We start from the raw sequence: 16,525 nt of genomic DNA on the forward strand, positions 1-16,525 counted from the left end.
GACCAAAAGCAAGATCGTCCACGTCGTCGCCGAAGGACCCGGGGGACCCCGCATGACCGGAACCGTGATCGGAACAGCTCCTCGATACCTCTACCTCGCGCGGCACGGCGAGGCGTCGCGGGACGAGAGCGAGCTGACGGACGCCGGCCGCCGCCAGGCCGAACTCCTGGGCGCTCGGCTGCGCGACACCCCGCTGTCGGCGGTTCACCACGGCCCCCTGCCCCGCGCCGAGCAGACCGCGCGACTGGTCGCCGGCCAACTCGACGAAATCCCGGTGCAGTCCTCGGAGCTCGCCGGTGACTACCTGCCCCACGTCCCCGAACGGGACAAGCTGCCGGCCGAGTTCGCCGACTCCCTGCTCGACCGGCTGGCGCCGTTCCCCGCCGAGGAGCGCCGGCCCGACCTCGCCCGGCGGGCCCTGGCCCGCTTCACGGGTCCGGTCGACGGCGACGAACCCCGGCACGAGCTGGTCGTCACGCACAACTTCCTCATCGCCTGGCTCGTCCGGGACGCCCTGGACGCACCGCCCTGGCGCTGGATGGGCCTCAACCACGGCAACGCCTCCCTGACCGTCATCCGCTACAGCCCCGACCGCCCCGCCGCGCTCCTCCTGACGAACGACATGTCCCACCTGACCCCGGAGCTCCGCTGGACCGGATTCCCCCCGGAACTTCGCGCCTGACGTCCCCCGCCGCACGACGCAGAGCCGCGGCCGGCCGGACGCCCCCACGGCCCCGGTCGGCCGTACCCGAGCCGGGCCCTACAGCGGATTCGCGCGCAGCCAGTCCAGGACCTGCCCGGCGTGTTCGTTCGGAGGGAAGACCGGATGGAAGACGTGCTCGATCCTGTCGTCCCGCAGGACCAGGGTCAGACGTCTGTACAACCTCGTGCCGGACGCCTCGAAGGTGGGCAGGCCGAGAGCGCCGGCCAGGGCGAAGTCCGGGTCGGAGAGCATGCCGAAGGGCAGCCGCAGCCGGTCCACGACCTCGTTCTGGTAGCCGGTGTCCTGGCTCGACAGCCCGTACACCCGGCCGGCGCCGGCTTCGAGCAGGTCCTGGAAGTGGTCGCGGAAATCGCAGGCCTCCGTGGTGCAGCCGCGCGCCCCGGGAATGGAGTTCCAGCCCTCCGGCAGATCGACCCCGGGCCTGCCGGTGAGCGGATAGACGTAGATCACCGTACGACGGGGGCCCAGCTCGTCCAGCCGAACACCGCGGCCCGCCGTGTCGGTCAGGGCGATGGCGGGTGCCTTCGTGCCGGGCAGGTGGTCGGCGGCCCCGTCGTCCTCGGGAGCGGGCAGGTCCGCGGGCAGGGCCAGGTGCGCGTCGTGCGCGGATCCGGTGCCGGCGGGTACGACGGTGCTGCCCCGGCGCGCGGCGGCGTCGAGGTGGGCGATCAGCGCCGACCGGCGGGCGGTCAGGGCCTCGATGCGCCCGGTGAGCTCGTCGATGGCCTCGCGATAGGTCGCCAGTGAGGCGGGGCAGTCGTCGATGTACGCACTCCCGGCCGCCAGGCACTCCAGGAACGGCCGGGTGCGCTCGACCGGGATGCCGAGCCGCAGCAGCGCCCTGATCTCCCGTACGAGCCGTACGTCGTCCCCGGTGTAGTCGCGGTATCCGTTGGTCAGGCGCGCCGGTCTGACCAGGCCCAGCGATTCGTAGTACCGAACCGCCTTGGTCGTCACGCCGGCCTCGTGTGCGAGCTCGCTGATTCTCATTCCGTTCACCTCACTCGCACGGTAGACCCTGCCCCTAGGGGCAAGGTCAAGCGGCGGGGGGCGCGGTTCGGGCCGGTCACCGCGTGGGGGAAAATAGTTGCCCTGAGAAACTGGATCCGTGAAAGGTCCCCCATGCCGCAGCTCGCCATCGACTACTCGTCCCGGCCGGCAGGAGTCCTCGACGCGGATGCCCTGGCGCGGGAACTGCACCCCCTCGTGGTGGAGGAGTCCGGCTCGACCGGCGTGTGCAAGACGCTGTTCCGCCCGGTGGAGACGTACGTCGGCGACCCCACGGGCCAAGATACGGTCTTCGTCCACGTGGAGGTGGGCCTCATGCCCGGCCGGTCCGAGGCGCGCAAGGCGCGTCTGTCCGAGCGCATCCTGGCCCTGCTCGCCAGGCATCTGACGGGCGACGGCGCGGCCCGCGCGGTGTTCTCGGTGGAGGTGCGGGACCTGTCCGCCTCCTACCGGCTCGGCGCCGTACCCGCGAGGAGCGGCGGTGACACCGCCACGCTGTGCCGGCCGGGCGCGCCCGCACCCGCCTGAACCGGACCCCGAACGAGCGCGTGACGTCCGCGCCGCACTTGCGCGCCCGGGGTCCTGAGGCGCACGGACGGCCGGGGACACGCCAAGAGGCGGCTGCCTCGGCGGGGTTGGGGCGTGGTCACTACGATGTGAGACCAAGACAACCATTCGACCGGCCCGTTCCAGGCCCGCCGGTCGGGGTCGCCGATGCCAGGGACCGCTCCCCGGGTTGCGGTGATCTTCCTGCCCAGGAGGACCTTCCGCATGTTCCGACGAATAGGCAACGTCGTCGTCCGACATCCCGTCTGGACGATCGTTGCGTGGCTGATTGCCGCGGTGGCGATCGTCGCCACCGCTCCGAGTCTGCCCTCGAACAGTGACGAGAGCAGTTTCCTGCCCAGGAGTTACGAGTCGATCAAGGCGGCGGAGCTCCAGGAGAAGGCGTTCCCCAGCGCCTTCACTCCGTCCGCCATCGCGCTGTACCAGCGCACCGACGGCGGCAGACTGACCGCCGCCGACCAGAAGGACGTCGCCCGGATCACCTCCGAACTGGGCGCGAAGCACATCGACCAGGTGCAGAAGGTCGTCCCCGGCCGGCCGTCCAAGGACGGCAAGTACGCCATGACCCTGGTCCAGATGGACAGCAAGAACGCCGGCCAGCCCCAACAGGTGGACGCCGCCAAGGAGTTGCGCAAGGACGTCAAGGACCTGGCCAAGGGCACGCGTCTCGACGTCAAGCTGGGCGGCTCCGCCGCGCAGGCCCTCGACCAGGAGGACTCGTCCAAGCGGGGCCAGGCCCTCATCGGCATCGGCACCTTCGTGATCATCCTGGTGACGCTGCTGATCATCTTCCGGGCGCCGATCCTCGCCGTGCTGCCCCTGCTGCTGATCGGACTGGTGTCCGCGATCGCCAACGGGCTGATCGCCTACGCCACCAAGCTGTTCGATCTCCAGGCCAACAGCTCGATCTCGTCGATCCTGATCGTCGTGCTGTTCGGCGTGGGCACGGACTACTTCCTCTTCCTGATGTTCCGCTACCGCGAACGTCTGCGCGCCGGTGACGAACCCAAGCAGGCCATGGTGAACGCGGTCGACCGGGTCGGCGAGGCCATCGCCTCGGCCGCCGGAGCGGTCATCATCGCCTTCCTCGCGCTGGTGCTGTCGACGCTGGGCTTCCTCAAGCAGATGGGCCCCGCGCTCGCCATCGCCGTGGGTGCCACGCTGATCGCGGGCCTCACCCTCATCCCGGCCGTGGTCTCCCTCATCGGCCCGAAGGTGTTCTGGCCCTCCAAGTCCTGGCAGAAGGAGCCGGAGAACGCCCGGTTCGCCGCCCTCGGACGGGGAGTGCAGCGCCGCCCCGCGCTGACCGCCGTGCTGTCCGGGCTCGTCCTGGTCGTCCTGTCGCTCGGCACGCTGGGCTTCAACGCCACGTTCGACCTGGCGTCGGGCTCGATGCCGAAGACCAAGGAGTCCATGGTCGTCCAGGACGAGATGCAGCAGGCGTACTCGGCGGGCGCCGCGGCACCCACCGACGTCTATCTGTCCAGCACCGACGGCAAGCCGCTGGACAAGGCCGCCTTCGGCGCCTACGCGCAGAAGCTCGGCGCGGTGGAGGGTGTGGCGAACGCCCGTATGGCGCAGGTCAACAAAGCCGGTACGACAGCGGACTTCACCGTGACCCTCAAGTACGAGGCGTCGACGGACAAGGCGATCGACGCCGTGGGCCAGGTCCGTGACGTCGCGCACTCGGCCGCGCCCGACGGCACCGAGGCCCTCGTCGGCGGCATGTCCTCGATCTTCAAGGACATCGACAGCGCGGTGAACCACGACTACCGGACGGTGTTCCCCGTCGCCGCCCTGCTGATCATGGTCATCCTCGGCCTGCTGCTGCGCAGTGTCGTCGCCCCCTGGTACCTGATCGCCTCGGTGGGCCTCGGCTTCGGCGCCACCCTCGGCGCCACCGTCTGGATCTTCCAGGAGGGGCAGGGCCACTCGGGTCTGATGTTCATGCTGCCGGTGATCATGTACCTCTTCGTGGTCGCCATCGGCACCGACTACAACATCCTCATGATCGCCCGGCTCCGGGAGGAGGCCCGAGAAGGGCGCGATCCGCGTGAGGCGGCCGGCATGGCACTGCGGCACGCGGGGCCGACCGTGGCCGCGGCCGGCTTCATCCTGGCGGCGACCTTCGCCACGATGATGCTCGCCGGCAACGCCCTGCTCACGGAGATGGGTTTCGCCGTCTCCTTCGGCATCGCCGTCGCGGCCTTCGTCATGGCGATGTTCTTCACCCCGAGTCTGACCGCGCTGATCGGGCATGCGGCGTGGTGGCCGGGCCACGGCGACCAGGCGAAGCCGACGGCGTCCGGCGCGGGCACCGGACCGGGAGACGCCTCCGGCGGCGACGGCCGGGACGCGGTCACCCACGATCCGGCCGGCCGCCGCGGCTGACGGGAGTACGACAGGGCGGTGCTGCCACAGCCAACCGGCACGGCGGCACCGCCTCTTCTGTGCGCCACGTCGGCGGCGCCGGTGGCGCGTGCGCGTCGTCCGGCCGACGCGGCAGTTCGGCAAACGGTCCCGCTGCTCCGTACAACTCGGCTGCCACGCCGGCCGGTGATCAGATTCCGCCACCTCGCGTCACGTGGGCAGCAGGCGCAGGGCGTACAGGGCCGCGCCGAGGTCGGCGACGGTCAGGGGGTCGGTGAGTGGACGGCCCGTCAGCTCCTCGATGCGGCGCAGCCGGTAGCGGACGGTGTTCGGGTGGACGAAGAGGGCGTCCGCGGCGTCGGCGGTCACGTGGAGCGTCGAGAACAGGTGCCGTCAGGCCTGCCACGCCGGCCGGTGATCAGGTGTCGTCGGCTCGCGTCACGTGGGCAGCAGGCGCAGGGCGTACAGGGCCGCGCCGAGGTCGGCGACGGTCAGGGGGTCGGTGAGTGGACGGCCCGTCAGCTCCTCGATGCGGCGCAGCCGGTAGCGGACGGTGTTCGGGTGGACGAAGAGGCCCTCGGCGGCCTCGGCGGTCACACCGCCCGCGGCGAACCAGTGGCCGAGCGTGCGCAGCAACCGCGCACGCTCGGCTGCGGGCAGCGCGAGGACCGGCCCGAGCGAGACCTCCACCAGCCGGCTCGCCTCCGCCGGGGCCGCCGCGACCAGCATGGCCAGCGGACTGTCGTCGAAGCGGGTCACCCCCGGCCCGTCACCGGGCAGCCCGGTCAGCGCCAGCCGGGCGAAGCGCAGCGCCTGCGGGGTGTCCCGCAGCGAGTCGAACCGCGGGCTGACGCCGACCCTGGCGCGCCGGCTGCGCAGCGCCCGCAGACCCACCGACTCCGCGTCGCGGTGCCCGAGCGCGATCAGCCCGATCTGCTGGTCGGGCAGCAGCCGCCAGACCGACGGCAACCCGGAGCGGCGCAGCGCCGCCTCGATCCCCGGCAGCGGTTCCTGACCGGGGTCCGGCACGGACGCGGCCACCACCGCGTAGGGTCCGCGCTCGGGCAGACCGAGTTGCCTGGCCGCCTCCCACGGCGTCGTACGGTCTGCGAGGGCGCCCGTGAACAGCGCCTCGGCCAGGGCCGATCGGCGTGCCTCGCGTTGCAGGGTCAGCTCCGCGCTCGCTTCCCGGTAGGCCGCGGCCACGGCCTCCGCGTACCGGCCGAACAGGGCCCAGATCTCGGACGACCCGGCGACCAGTTCGGCATCGGTGACATCCGGGTGCCTGCGGGCCTCGTCGACCAGTTCCGACCACAGGAACTCGAAGCCGACCCGGTAGGCGTGCAGGGTGTCCGCCAGAGGCACGCCCTGTTCGGCGCGCAGCCGCCCCGTCTGCTGCGCGGCCCCGACGTCCGGCCCGGCGCCGAACGCGAAACGGGCGAGCAGCAGATCGGCGTTGTCCTCGCAGGACTCCCGGAGCGAGGAGAAGGGGATGAGCGCGTCGTCGGCGTACGACTCGACCTCCGCGCGTATCCGCTCGGTCATCAGCCCACCCAGCTCAGGCAGGCGCGTCCGCAGCGCGGCACCCACACTCGTCAGACCCATGACCGCAGCGTACGGCAGCCGAATTGTGGCCCGGAACAACACCGGGACGCCCGAACTGTCGGTCCCGCCATGGACGTCCCTGATCCCGCGGGACACCATCTCGTGAGCGTTGACGACGGGACCCGTGAACGCCGAGAGCACGGATGCGAGGAGGCATCATGGCCAACCTGGCGGAATTCCTGGTGGACACGGCGCGCCGGCTGCCCGAGCACCCGGCCCTGCGGCTCGGGCCGGTGACCACCACCTACGCCGAGCTGGACCGGCTCAGCGCCCAGGCCGCCGCTCTCCTGCACACCGAGGGCGTGCGCGCGGGCGACCGGGTCGCGCTGATGCTGCCGAACGTACCCGAGTTCGTCGTCCTGTACTACGCCGTCCTCCGCACCGGTGCGATCGTCGTGCCGATGAACCCGCTGCTGAAGGAACGCGAGACCGAGTACCACCTGAGGGACTCCGGCGCCGTGCTGCTCTTCGAGTGGCACCAGGCGCCCGGCGAGGGCGCGGCGGGCGCCGCCGCGGCCGGGGTACGGCACCTGGCGGTCGAACCGGCCGCCCTCGCCGCCGAACTCGCCCGTCTGGAACCGCGGTACGAGGTGGCCGCCACCGCCGGCGACGACATCGCCGTACTGCTCTACACCTCCGGCACCACCGGCCGCCCCAAGGGAGCCTCGCTCACCCACGCCGGCATCCGCCACAACACCGAGGTCAACGTCACCGAGGTGCAGCGTATGACCTCCGAGGACGTGATCGTCGGCTGTCTGCCGCTGTTCCACATCTTCGGGCAGACCTGCACGATGAACGTCGCCGTGTTCAGCGGCGCGTCGCTCACCCTCGTTCCGCGCTTCGAGCCGCAGACCGTCCTGGACGCCATCGCCCGCGACCGGGCCACCGTCTTCGAGGGCGTCCCCACCATGTACGCCGCGCTGCTCCAGCACCCGGAGGCCGGCGCGGCCGACGTGTCCAGCCTCCGCATGTGCGTGTCGGGCGGGGCGTCCCTGCCGGTGGAGGTCCTGCACGGGTTCGAGCGGCGCTTCGGCTGCATGGTGCTCGAAGGGTTCGGCATGTCCGAGACCAGCCCGGTGGTCTCCTTCAACCACCCCGACCGCCCCCGCAAGGCCGGCTCCATCGGCACCCCCATACGCGACGTGGAGGTACGGCTGCTCGACGACGAGGGCCGGGACGTCGCGCCGGGGGAGGTCGGCGAACTGGCCGTACGCGGGCCGAACGTGATGAAGGGCTACTGGAACCGGCCCGAGGAGACCGCCGCCACCATCCCCGACGGCTGGCTGCGCACCGGCGACCTGGCCCGCCGGGACGAGGACGGCTACCTGTACATCGTCGACCGCAAGAAGGACCTCATCATCCGGGGCGGTTACAACGTCTACCCCCGCGAGATCGAGGAGGTGCTGCACGAGCACCCGGCCGTCGCCCTCGCCGCGGTCCTCGGTGTGCCGGACGAGCGGCTCGGGGAGGAGGTGGTCGCCGCGGTCGTCCTGCGCCCGGGCGTCCAGGCGGACACCGAGGAGATCCAGCGGTTCGTCCGGGACCGCGTGGCGGCCTACAAGTACCCGCGCCGTGTCTGGCTGGCGGACGCCCTGCCGATGGGTCCGAGCGGCAAGATCCTCAAGCGGGAGATCACGGCACCGGTCGCCTGACGGGCGGGGGTGGGTCGTGCGGGGCCGCGGGGGAACGACCACGGGGACCGGCACGCCGTCCGTTTGCGGTCCTCGCAAAAACGCTGGTCGAATATTGCCGTTACGGCCGAACCTGGCCTCTCAGTGCTCCCGTACGTGAGAGGCCACCGTGACCGCGACCACCCTTCTTCCCGCAGGACCCGAACCGAGTGCGCGCAGACGCTGGACGGTGCTGGCCGTCTGCTGCCTGAGCATGTTCCTGGTGGGCCTGGACACCACCGCCGTCAACGTCGGCCTGCCCTCGATCGGAAGCGGACTCGGCGTCGGGACGCGCAGTCTCGAATGGACCGTGGACGCGTACACCATCGTCCTGGCCGCCCTGCTGATCTCCTCCGGCGCCCTGGCGGACCGGTTCGGGCGGCGGCGCGTGTTCCAGTGCGGGCTGGCCGTGTTCGGTGCGGCCTCGCTGCTCTGCGCGCTGGCTCCGTCGGTCGGCGCGCTCGTCGCGGCCCGCGCGGTCCAGGGGGTGGGCGCCTCGATGCTCAGTCCGGTGGCGCTCGCGATCGTGGTGAACGCGATGCCCGATCCGAGGGAGCGGGCGCAGGCGATCGGTGTCTGGGCGTCCGTCTTCGGGCTCAGCATGGCCGTCGGCCCGATCACGGGCGGCGCGCTGGTCGCGGGGTTCGGCTGGCGGTCGCTGTTCTGGATCAACGCCCCCGTCGTGGTGGCCGCCCTGGTGCTCAGCGCGGTGTTCGTACCGGAGTCCAGGGCGCCGCGGGCCCGTCGGCTCGATATGCCGGGGCAGGTCCTGCTGACCGTGGTCATCGCGGTCTGGATCGGCGTGCTCATCGAAGGCCCCCGCATCGGCTGGACGGTACCGGCGGCGTTCGGTGCCTACGCGACAGGTGCCGCCGCGACACTGGGATTCATATGGGTGGAGTTCCGCCGGTCCGAGCCGCTGATCGATCCGCGGCTCTTCCGCGGTCGCTCGTTCAGCGGCGCGGTCGTGGGCGCCACGGCGGTCTTCGTCGCACTGAACGTGACGCTCCTGCTCAACACCCTCTATCTGCAGCACGGTCGGGGATACTCGGCGCTCGCCGCGGGCACGGTGACCCTTCCCATGGCGGTCGGGGCGACCGTGTGCGCCCCGTGGTCCGGCCGTCTCGTCGGACGCGTCGGCCCCCGGCTCCCGCTGATCCTCGGCGCGGTTTTCATTACTTCCGGGGGCCTGTGCCTCACGGGCATCGAGCAGCACACGAGTCTTCTGCTCCTACTGCTCGCCTCCCTCCTGATCGGCGTCGGCTTCGGCTTCGCCAACGCGCCGCTCACCAACACCGCGGTCAGCGGGCTGCCGCCCGCCCGGGCCGGCGTGGCCGGGGCGATCACCTCCACGGCACGCCAGTTCGGCGCCGCCCTCGGCATCGCCCTCGCGGGCGCGTTCGTGTCCGGCACAGAATCCGCCGGTCTCGCCCGGGCCTCCCGCCCGGGCTGGCTCCTGGTCGCGGCCTGCGGACTCCTCCTGCTGACCGTCGCCCTCGCGACCGGCGGGCGACCCGGGGCGACCGGTTCGACCGCCCCCCGGACCGGCCGTGGTCGCTGATACGAAGATTAATTAGCTGCTCAACCTTAAAGTGAAAGAAATGCGGCACCCGTCATCTTGCTTTCCGTCCTGAATGCAGCTCGATCCCGAGTATTTCCCTCGCGTGCGGATCTTCCCGGAAAGCTTTTGCTCTTTTTGGCGCACATAAAAGCGAGTTGGGGGCACACGGAGAGCAGAAGGAATGCTATCGGCAGGAGGCACGACATGATCGCCCTCGGCATCATCCTGCTCATCATCGGTTTCCTCACAGGCGTATCGATCCTGTGGACCATCGGCATCATCCTGGTGGTGATCGGGGCTGTTCTGTGGATCCTGGGTTCCATGGGGCACGCGGTCGCCGGCCGACGGCACTATTGGTGACCGACCCGACCTCCTCCAGGAGGTCCGGCACCGAAAGGCGGGTGCCGGGAGCGGGTTTCCGCGCAGGTGCGGGAACCCGCTCCGCCGCGTCCTGAGGTCCGGCGCCCCTCGGCCGGCCGTCCCCAACTCGGTTCGCCCTCCCCACCGATGAAGTCGGTGATCTTGGGAACGAGGACAGGAACGATCTTCGTTCTCGGGAGGGGAAGACCGGCATGACCGTACCCGCACCACGCGACCGACGCCTGTACCGCGACCGGCGGTTCGATCTTCGTACCACCACGCTGTTCTTCGTCCTGCTGGCGCTCGTCCTGTGTCTCGTGGCGTCGGTGGCCCGCCTCGCGACGGGCATGGTGGAACGCCGCCCGGAATGGGCCGGACTGCTCGCCGTACTTATCGTCGCGTCCGTGCTCGCCTCCCGGTCCCGGTGGCGCAGGCTGTCCGCCGCGAGATGCGCGCGCCGCGCGGCCGAGGCGCTGGAGGCCGCGGCCGAGACCGCGTCCGACAGCCTCCGCGACATGCGCCATGGGGCGGCGGCGGAGGGCATGCCCGGCATGGCGGTGGCCGAGGACGTGCGCGGCGCGGCGGCGGCCGAAGGTGTCAGGGGCGCCGCGGCGGCCGTCGCGGTACCGGCCGTCGAGTGCCCGGCCGGCGCGGCGGACCCGGCCTCCGGGTACGGCGCCGCTCCCCTCCGCCCGGAGGTGCCGCCGGCGCCCGGCCCGGCGGGGGAGGAGGCCACCGCCGTTCTCGACCTGCCGGTGGACTGCGCCGAACTCGACCCCGACGCCTTCGAGCGGACCGTGGCCGACCTGTGTCTGCGTGACGGCTGCGGGGACGTCGAAGTGGTCGGAGGGGCCGGGGACTTGGGCGCCGACGTCACGGCCGTCACCCCGGACGGGCGGCGCCTGATCGTCCAGTGCAAGCGCTACGGCGAGACCAACAAGGTCGGCTCGCAGGATCTCCAGCGGTTCGGGGGCACCTGCTTCACCGTCCACGAGGCCGACATAGCCGTGGTCGTCACGACGAGCGACTTCACCGCCCCCGCCCTCGAATACGCCGAACAGTGCGGAATCCTGTGCGTGAACGGCGACGAGCTGAGCGCCTGGCACGACGGCACCGGGCCCCGGCCGTGGGACTTCGGAGTCACGACCGCTCCCTGAGCGGCCCGGCGGACAGGAGTGGTCCACTACGTGGTCGACCGCACACCCATGCCGTATCGCGGAAATAGAATGCCGCGAAGCGGAAAACAGTGGGTGGGGGTAAGGCGTATGCGGTACGGCAGGAGGAAGCCCGAGCCCGGCCACGGGCACGCGTCGACGCGAAGACGGGGGTGGCGATCGGACCAGCCCGTACGGAGGGGCCTCGCCTTCGGTGCGTACGTGCTGCGAGGCCTGGCCCAGGTCCTGTTCCAGGACCGGGCCCGGGCCGGCGCCGTCCTCGGCCTGGCCCTCCTCGCGGCGGACTGGCGCTACGGCGCCTACGCGGTGGGCGGCGCCGCCCTGGGCACCGCGACCGCGTGGCTGCTGGGCGTGGCCCGCGACCGGGTGCGGGCGGGGCTGGAGGGCTTCAACTCCTGTCTGACCGCCCTGGGCTGCGCGGTGTTCCTCGACGCGGGCCGGCCGGCGACGGCGCTGCTCGCGGCGGCCGGTTCCGTACTGGCCACCATCGTCACGGCGGCGGTGACCCGGCTGCTACGGGTGTGGAACCTGCCGCCGCTGACCGTGCCGTTCTGCCTGGTGGCCGGCGCCATGACCCTCGCGGCACCCGCCTTCCGGCGGATCCGGCCCCCGGGCGACGGCAGCGCCGTACTCCCGCGGCCCGCCACCGGTCCGACCGCCCTCCCGCCGCACGACCTGTGGCGGGCGTTCTTCCGGAACGTGTCCCAAGTCGTCTTCCTGGACCAGTGGTACGCGGGGGCACTGCTGCTCGCGGGCCTCTTCCTGGCGAGCCGGACGGCGGGGCTCGCCGCCTGCTCCGGAAGCGCGGCGGGACTCCTCACCGCCTGGGCGCTGGGGGCACCGCCCGCACGGATCACCGACGGCACGACGGGGTACAACGCCGTGCTCGTGACACTCGCGCTCCACGGGGGGTGCCTGGCGGCGACCCGGGCCACGCTCGGGTACGCGCTGCTCGGCGCCGCGACCGCCACCACGCTCACGCCCGCCGTCGCCGCCGTGCTGGCCCCGTCCGGCGGCCACGTGCTCACCTGGCCGTTCGTGCTGACCGCAGGGGTCTTCCTGGCGGCGGCCCGCGCCTTCCCCCGCCTCACCGGGGAACGCGTCGCGAACGCGCACCCCTAGCTAGGTCACACGCGCCTTGTACGACTCCGGGTAGCTGTTGGTGAATCTGATGGCCCACACCAGCAGCACGACCGGAACGACCCAGTTGAACCAGTCGTCCTGGGACGGGAAACGGATGGCCAGCCAGGTCGACACCGTCATCAGGACGAACACCAGGCCCCAGGCGGCCGTCAGCACCCGGTTGATGTGCAGGAAGACGGGCGAGTGCCAGTACTCCCGGGGCGTCGACTCGCGGGCGTACTGGGCGGTGAACGGATCGACGAGGAGCGAGCCGAGCGCCACGACCGCCACCAGCCCGTTGGAGATGACCTGCGCGTACGTCTCCAGCCAGATGAGCTGACCGCGGTCCAGGGCCAGCGCGAGGATCGAGAGCACGGCGAAGAACACGATGCCGGCCATGTCCAGGACGCGGAGCCTGCCGCGGAGCATGTCCTTGCCCGACAGCACGATCGCGGCGACCAGCGCGGCGAGCGCCGCGTACTCCCAGGTGCTCGGACTCGCGACCACCCCGAAGATGATCCACGGCGCGAACGAGAGGAACACGCTGCCCGCGCCGACGGCCTGTTCGGCCGGCGCCTTCGTCGTCGACTGCTGCTGCGCCATGCGGCTCTCCCCTCACTGTCGTGACCGCCCCCGCCACCGCTCCTCCATCATGCGGTCGCCCGCCACCGGTCGCATGCCGCACCGCGTGCGGGCCGTTCGGCGGGCTCCTACCGTGGGAGTGCGGTCCGTTCGCGGGGGCGGTGCCGGTCCGTCCGGGAGCAGCCATGACCCACCGATTCAGCGACAACGACCAGTTCGACTACGAGATCCGGCTCGCGCTGGGTTCGGCCTGGCAGCACGGCGCGGACGTGGGCGAGGTGCTGTCCGCCGCGTCCGCCGTCGCGGACGGCGACGGGCGCCGGTGGTTCACCGTGTGGACCGAACTGGCCCGGCGGGTCCGCGCACAGGCCGAGCGGAGCGGGGCGGCCGGACACACGGTGAGCGCCCGCGACGCGTACCTCCGCGCCGCGGGCTACTTCGGCACGGCCCTCGTCGCCGTCGACGCCTTCCCGGATCCGGAGGCCCACCTGCGGAAGGTGTTCCCCGAGCACCGCGACTGCTTCGACCGCTTCCTGCGCGCCTGGGAGCCCCCCGCCGAACGGGTCGCGATCCCGTACGAGGGCGGTTCCCTGCCGGGATACCTCGTCGGCCCGGCCGACCGCGCCGGCCCGCTGCCCGTGCTGATCGCCAACAACGGCAGCGACGGCCCCATCAGCTCCGCCTGGACACTGCTCGCCGCGCCGGCCGTGGCCCGCGGCTACCGTGCGCTGCTCTTCGACGGCCCCGGCCAGCAGTCCATGCTGTTCGAACGCGGCGTCACCTTCCGGCACGACTGGGAGAACGTCATCACACCGGTCGTCGACTTCCTCGTCGCCCGCCCGGACGTCGACCCCGGCCGCATCGTCCTCGCCGGCATCAGTCAGGCGGGCTACTGGGTGCCGCGCGCACTGGCGTACGAGCACCGGGTCGCCGCCGCCGTCGCGGATCCCGGGGTCGTCGATGTGGTGCAGAGCTGGTGGCACAACCTGGGACCCGATCTGCGCGACCTGTGGGAGTCGGGCGACCGCGCGACCTTCGACAAGGTGGTCCTGGGGGCGCTGGACGAGGACCCCGCCCTGGCCGCCACCTGGCGCTGGCGTGCCAAGCCCTATGCCGTCGAGTCCCCGTTCGACCTGCTCGCCGAGGTCTCCCGGTACGACCTCACCCCCGTCCTCGACCGGATCACCACTCCCTTGCTGATCACCGACCCCGAGGGCGAGCACTTCTGGCCCGGCGCCTCGCAGCGCCTGTACGACGCGCTGCCTGGCCCGAAACACCTGGTGCGCTTCACCCGGGCGGAGGGAGCGCACATGCACTGCGAGCCGATGGGCCGCGCCCTGTTCGAACAGCGGGTCTTCGACTGGCTGGACACGCGTCTCCACGCCGGCTGAGTACGCCGGCCGAGTGGGCGGCCGGGTTCCGACCGCGTCCCCTCAGCCGAGGACGAGCGGGAGCCTCGCCGCGAGGGTGCCCAGGACGGCGGTCTCCGCGTCGGTCGGTGGGCGGCGGCCGGTCCCGACGAGCAGCGCGTCGCGGTCGGTGAGGGCGGCGGGGAAGGGCGCCCCGGCGATGTTCTCCAGGGCGGCGCGGGCCGCGGCGAGCGTGTCGGCCGGCGGCCCGGCGGCCGCCGGCAGATGCGCGATCAGGTCGAGGTGGTGCAGCGTCCATTCGAGCACGTACGCCGTCAGGTAGTCGCCGACGGTCAGCACCTGGTCGCGGGTGCCGACCCGTACGGACGGGTCGGCGAGTACGGCGGCGCGGCCCGCGGCGGATCCCACGTCGTCGAGGTGGAACCGCAGCAGCCACGGCTCGCCGTAGGCCGCCGCCAGCCGGGGGATCAGCGCGTCCAGCGGGTCCTCGCCGGTCGGCGGTTCCACGAGGCTCCAGTAGCCGACCGCGTCGACGGTGGGCTCGGCGTCCACGGGCGTGACCAGGGTGATCAGGACGTCCTGGGCGTCGATGACGAGATGGCACACCAGGTCCCGCACGAGCCAGCCGGCACAGCCGGACGGCCGCGCGAAATCCGCGTCCCCCAGCTCGGCCACCGCGGTGCGCAACGCCGTCCACGAACGTGAGAAGTGGTCCACGGCGGCACCGTAGAGCCGGAGCGCGACGGCGGACAACCGCAATTCGAGCGGTCGGGAATCCCCGCACGATCCACACGCGATCCGCGCTCGTCACCGCGTCCCCGGAAGACGACAATGTCCTTCAGGGGCACACTGGCCTCGGGAGGCGTCATGAGCACTTCAGCGGAGCCACGGGTGTCCGGTCTCGAGGTCCGGTCCATCGACTACGTCCCGCTGGACGAGCGGCACGGCAAGCTCTGGCACCTGGGCCCCCTGTGGTTCATGTCGAACGCGCAGATCGCCACCCTGGCCGTGGGGCTGATCAGCATCACCGAGGGCGGCAACCTCATCTGGTCGCTGCTGGCCATCGTCTCCGGCACCGTCATCGGCACCTTCTTCATGGCCTTCCACTCGGCCCAGGGCCCCCAGCTGGGCCTGCCGCAGATGATCCAGTCGCGCCCCCAGTTCGGCTACGTCGGCGCCCTGCTGGTGTGGCTCTTCGCCTATGTGCAGTACGCGGGCTTCAACGTCTTCAACAGCATCCTCGCCGCCGACTCCCTGCACACCACCCTGCACGGCAGCGTCAAGCTGTGGGTGGTCGTGGTGACGGTCGTGGCGCTCGTCATCGCGCTGGTCGGCTACGACATCATCCACAAGGCCGAGCGGGTCCTGACGTACACCTTCCTGGTCGTCTTCGGGATCTTCACCGTCGGTGTCCTGGTCACCCTGCACTACCCGGCGGGCTCCTTCGACCTCGGCGACTTCAAGTTGACCCCGTTCCTCGCCCAGTTCGGCGTGGTCGCCGGCTACCAGATCAGCTGGGCCATCTACGTCTCCGACTACTCGCGCTACCTCCCGCCCGACGTGACGGTGCGCAAGACGTTCTACTGGACGTACTTCGGCTCCGCGCTCGGCGGCATCTGGCTGATGGTCCTCGGCGCCCTGCTCGCCGCGTGGGCCGGTAAGGACTTCGAGACGATCAAGTCGATCAACGCGGCCGGCGACAAGGTCTTCACCGGCTTCGGCGCGATCGTGCTGCTCTTCGCCGCCCTCGGCCTGGTCTCCGTCACCGCGCTCAACATGTACGGCGGTTCGCTGACCCTCATCAGCGCCATCGACTCGTTCAAACGCGTACGGCCGACGCTGGGCGTGCGCCTGCTCACCATCGGCCTGACCGCGGCGCTCTCCCTGATCGGCGCCCTGTCCGCGACGGCGAACTTCCTCGCCAACTTCAACAACTTCCTGCTGCTGGTCCTCTACCTGTTCATCCCCTGGACCGCGGTCAACCTCATGGACTACTACGTGGTGCGCCGCGGCCACTACGCCATCGCCGAGATCTTCAAGCCGAACGGCATCTACGGCCGGTGGGGCTGGCACGGCATCATCGCCTACCTGGTCGGCTTCGCCGTCATGATCCCGTTCTTCTCCGTCGGCACCCTGTTCGTCGGACCCGCGGCGCACGCACTCGGCGGAGCCGACATCTCCCTGTTCATCGGGCTGCCGGTGTCCGCCCTGCTGTACTGGTGGCTGAGCCGCTCGATCGACGTGGAGGCCGAGACCCGGCTGGCGGAGGCGGAGGCACAGGAGCTGGAGCGCGCCGCGCACGAGCACCGGGAACCCTGAAAGGTGCCGGGCGTGCCCGGGTGGGAGATTCTGTAGGGGTGTGGGGTGTCCCAGCCGGTCGGATACCGGCCGCCTACGTGGCCCCGGGCCGC

At 71.5% G+C, this 16,525-nt stretch carries 14 protein-coding genes and 1 pseudogene; 10 read left to right on the plus strand and 5 right to left on the minus strand.

The window, feature by feature from the left end:
* Positions 1-64 precede the first annotated feature (64 nt).
* Positions 65-682 (plus strand): histidine phosphatase family protein, encoded by a 618-nt coding sequence (locus N8I86_RS34930; RefSeq protein ID WP_263280199.1) that lies wholly within the window; start codon positions 65-67, stop codon positions 680-682.
* Between the two features lie 78 nt (positions 683-760).
* Here the strand turns inward: N8I86_RS34930 and N8I86_RS34935 are convergent, their stop codons facing one another.
* Complete coding sequence (locus N8I86_RS34935) at positions 761-1,714, minus strand: MerR family transcriptional regulator (protein WP_263279640.1); 954 nt, start codon at positions 1,712-1,714, stop codon at positions 761-763.
* A 132-nt stretch (positions 1,715-1,846) separates the two neighbouring features.
* Between N8I86_RS34935 and N8I86_RS34940 the strand changes: the two genes are divergently transcribed.
* Both N8I86_RS34940 and N8I86_RS34945 read left to right on the plus strand, forming a co-directional pair.
* On the plus strand, positions 1,847-2,260 hold the full coding sequence (locus tag N8I86_RS34940; RefSeq protein ID WP_263279641.1) for a 5-carboxymethyl-2-hydroxymuconate Delta-isomerase: 414 nt from the start codon (positions 1,847-1,849) through the stop codon (positions 2,258-2,260).
* Between the two features lie 243 nt (positions 2,261-2,503).
* Entirely contained in the window at positions 2,504-4,690 is a 2,187-nt protein-coding gene (locus N8I86_RS34945) for an MMPL family transporter (RefSeq protein ID WP_263279642.1), read from the plus strand.
* 189 nt (positions 4,691-4,879) lie between these two features.
* On the opposite strand, the pseudogene N8I86_RS34950 reads toward N8I86_RS34945, so the two are convergent.
* Positions 4,880-5,032 (minus strand): annotated as a pseudogene (locus N8I86_RS34950) (helix-turn-helix domain-containing protein); the annotation flags it as partial.
* 75 nt (positions 5,033-5,107) lie between these two features.
* On the minus strand, positions 5,108-6,274 hold the full coding sequence (locus tag N8I86_RS34955) for a PucR family transcriptional regulator (RefSeq protein WP_263279644.1): 1,167 nt from the start codon (positions 6,272-6,274) through the stop codon (positions 5,108-5,110).
* 158 nt (positions 6,275-6,432) lie between these two features.
* Here N8I86_RS34955 and N8I86_RS34960 point away from each other — a divergent pair, with 158 nt between their 5' ends.
* The 5 genes from N8I86_RS34960 (at position 6,433) to N8I86_RS34980 (ending at position 12,162) form a co-directional block, all read left to right on the plus strand.
* On the plus strand, positions 6,433-7,926 hold the full coding sequence (locus tag N8I86_RS34960; protein ID WP_073890519.1) for a long-chain-fatty-acid--CoA ligase: 1,494 nt from the start codon (positions 6,433-6,435) through the stop codon (positions 7,924-7,926).
* A gap of 148 nt (positions 7,927-8,074) precedes the next feature.
* Positions 8,075-9,505, plus strand: coding sequence for an MFS transporter (locus N8I86_RS34965; protein ID WP_263279645.1), 1,431 nt, complete (start codon positions 8,075-8,077; stop codon positions 9,503-9,505).
* A 204-nt stretch (positions 9,506-9,709) separates the two neighbouring features.
* Positions 9,710-9,865 (plus strand): DUF6131 family protein, encoded by a 156-nt coding sequence (locus tag N8I86_RS34970; protein ID WP_093472119.1) that lies wholly within the window; start codon positions 9,710-9,712, stop codon positions 9,863-9,865.
* 212 nt (positions 9,866-10,077) lie between these two features.
* Positions 10,078-11,022, plus strand: coding sequence for a restriction endonuclease (locus N8I86_RS34975; protein WP_263279646.1), 945 nt, complete (start codon positions 10,078-10,080; stop codon positions 11,020-11,022).
* A 219-nt stretch (positions 11,023-11,241) separates the two neighbouring features.
* Entirely contained in the window at positions 11,242-12,162 is a 921-nt protein-coding gene (locus N8I86_RS34980; protein WP_263279647.1) for an urea transporter, read from the plus strand.
* Here the strand turns inward: N8I86_RS34980 and N8I86_RS34985 are convergent, their stop codons facing one another.
* Positions 12,163-12,765, minus strand: coding sequence for a hypothetical protein (locus tag N8I86_RS34985; protein WP_073890515.1), 603 nt, complete (start codon positions 12,763-12,765; stop codon positions 12,163-12,165).
* 164 nt (positions 12,766-12,929) lie between these two features.
* Between N8I86_RS34985 and N8I86_RS34990 the strand changes: the two genes are divergently transcribed.
* A complete protein-coding gene (locus N8I86_RS34990) occupies positions 12,930-14,135 on the plus strand; it encodes an alpha/beta hydrolase family protein (protein WP_263279648.1) in 1,206 nt (401 codons plus the stop codon).
* Positions 14,136-14,177: 42 nt separating this feature from the next.
* Here the strand turns inward: N8I86_RS34990 and N8I86_RS34995 are convergent, their stop codons facing one another.
* Positions 14,178-14,831, minus strand: a complete 654-nt coding sequence (locus N8I86_RS34995; protein WP_073891946.1) for a maleylpyruvate isomerase N-terminal domain-containing protein — start codon at positions 14,829-14,831, stop codon at positions 14,178-14,180.
* Between the two features lie 150 nt (positions 14,832-14,981).
* Here N8I86_RS34995 and N8I86_RS35000 point away from each other — a divergent pair, with 150 nt between their 5' ends.
* Positions 14,982-16,433 (plus strand): purine-cytosine permease family protein, encoded by a 1,452-nt coding sequence (locus tag N8I86_RS35000; RefSeq protein WP_185091693.1) that lies wholly within the window; start codon positions 14,982-14,984, stop codon positions 16,431-16,433.
* The last annotated feature ends 92 nt before the right edge of the window (positions 16,434-16,525 follow it).

Source organism: Streptomyces albidicamelliae, assembly GCF_025642175.1.
Classification (GTDB): Bacteria; Actinomycetota; Actinomycetes; order Streptomycetales; family Streptomycetaceae; genus Streptomyces; species Streptomyces albidocamelliae.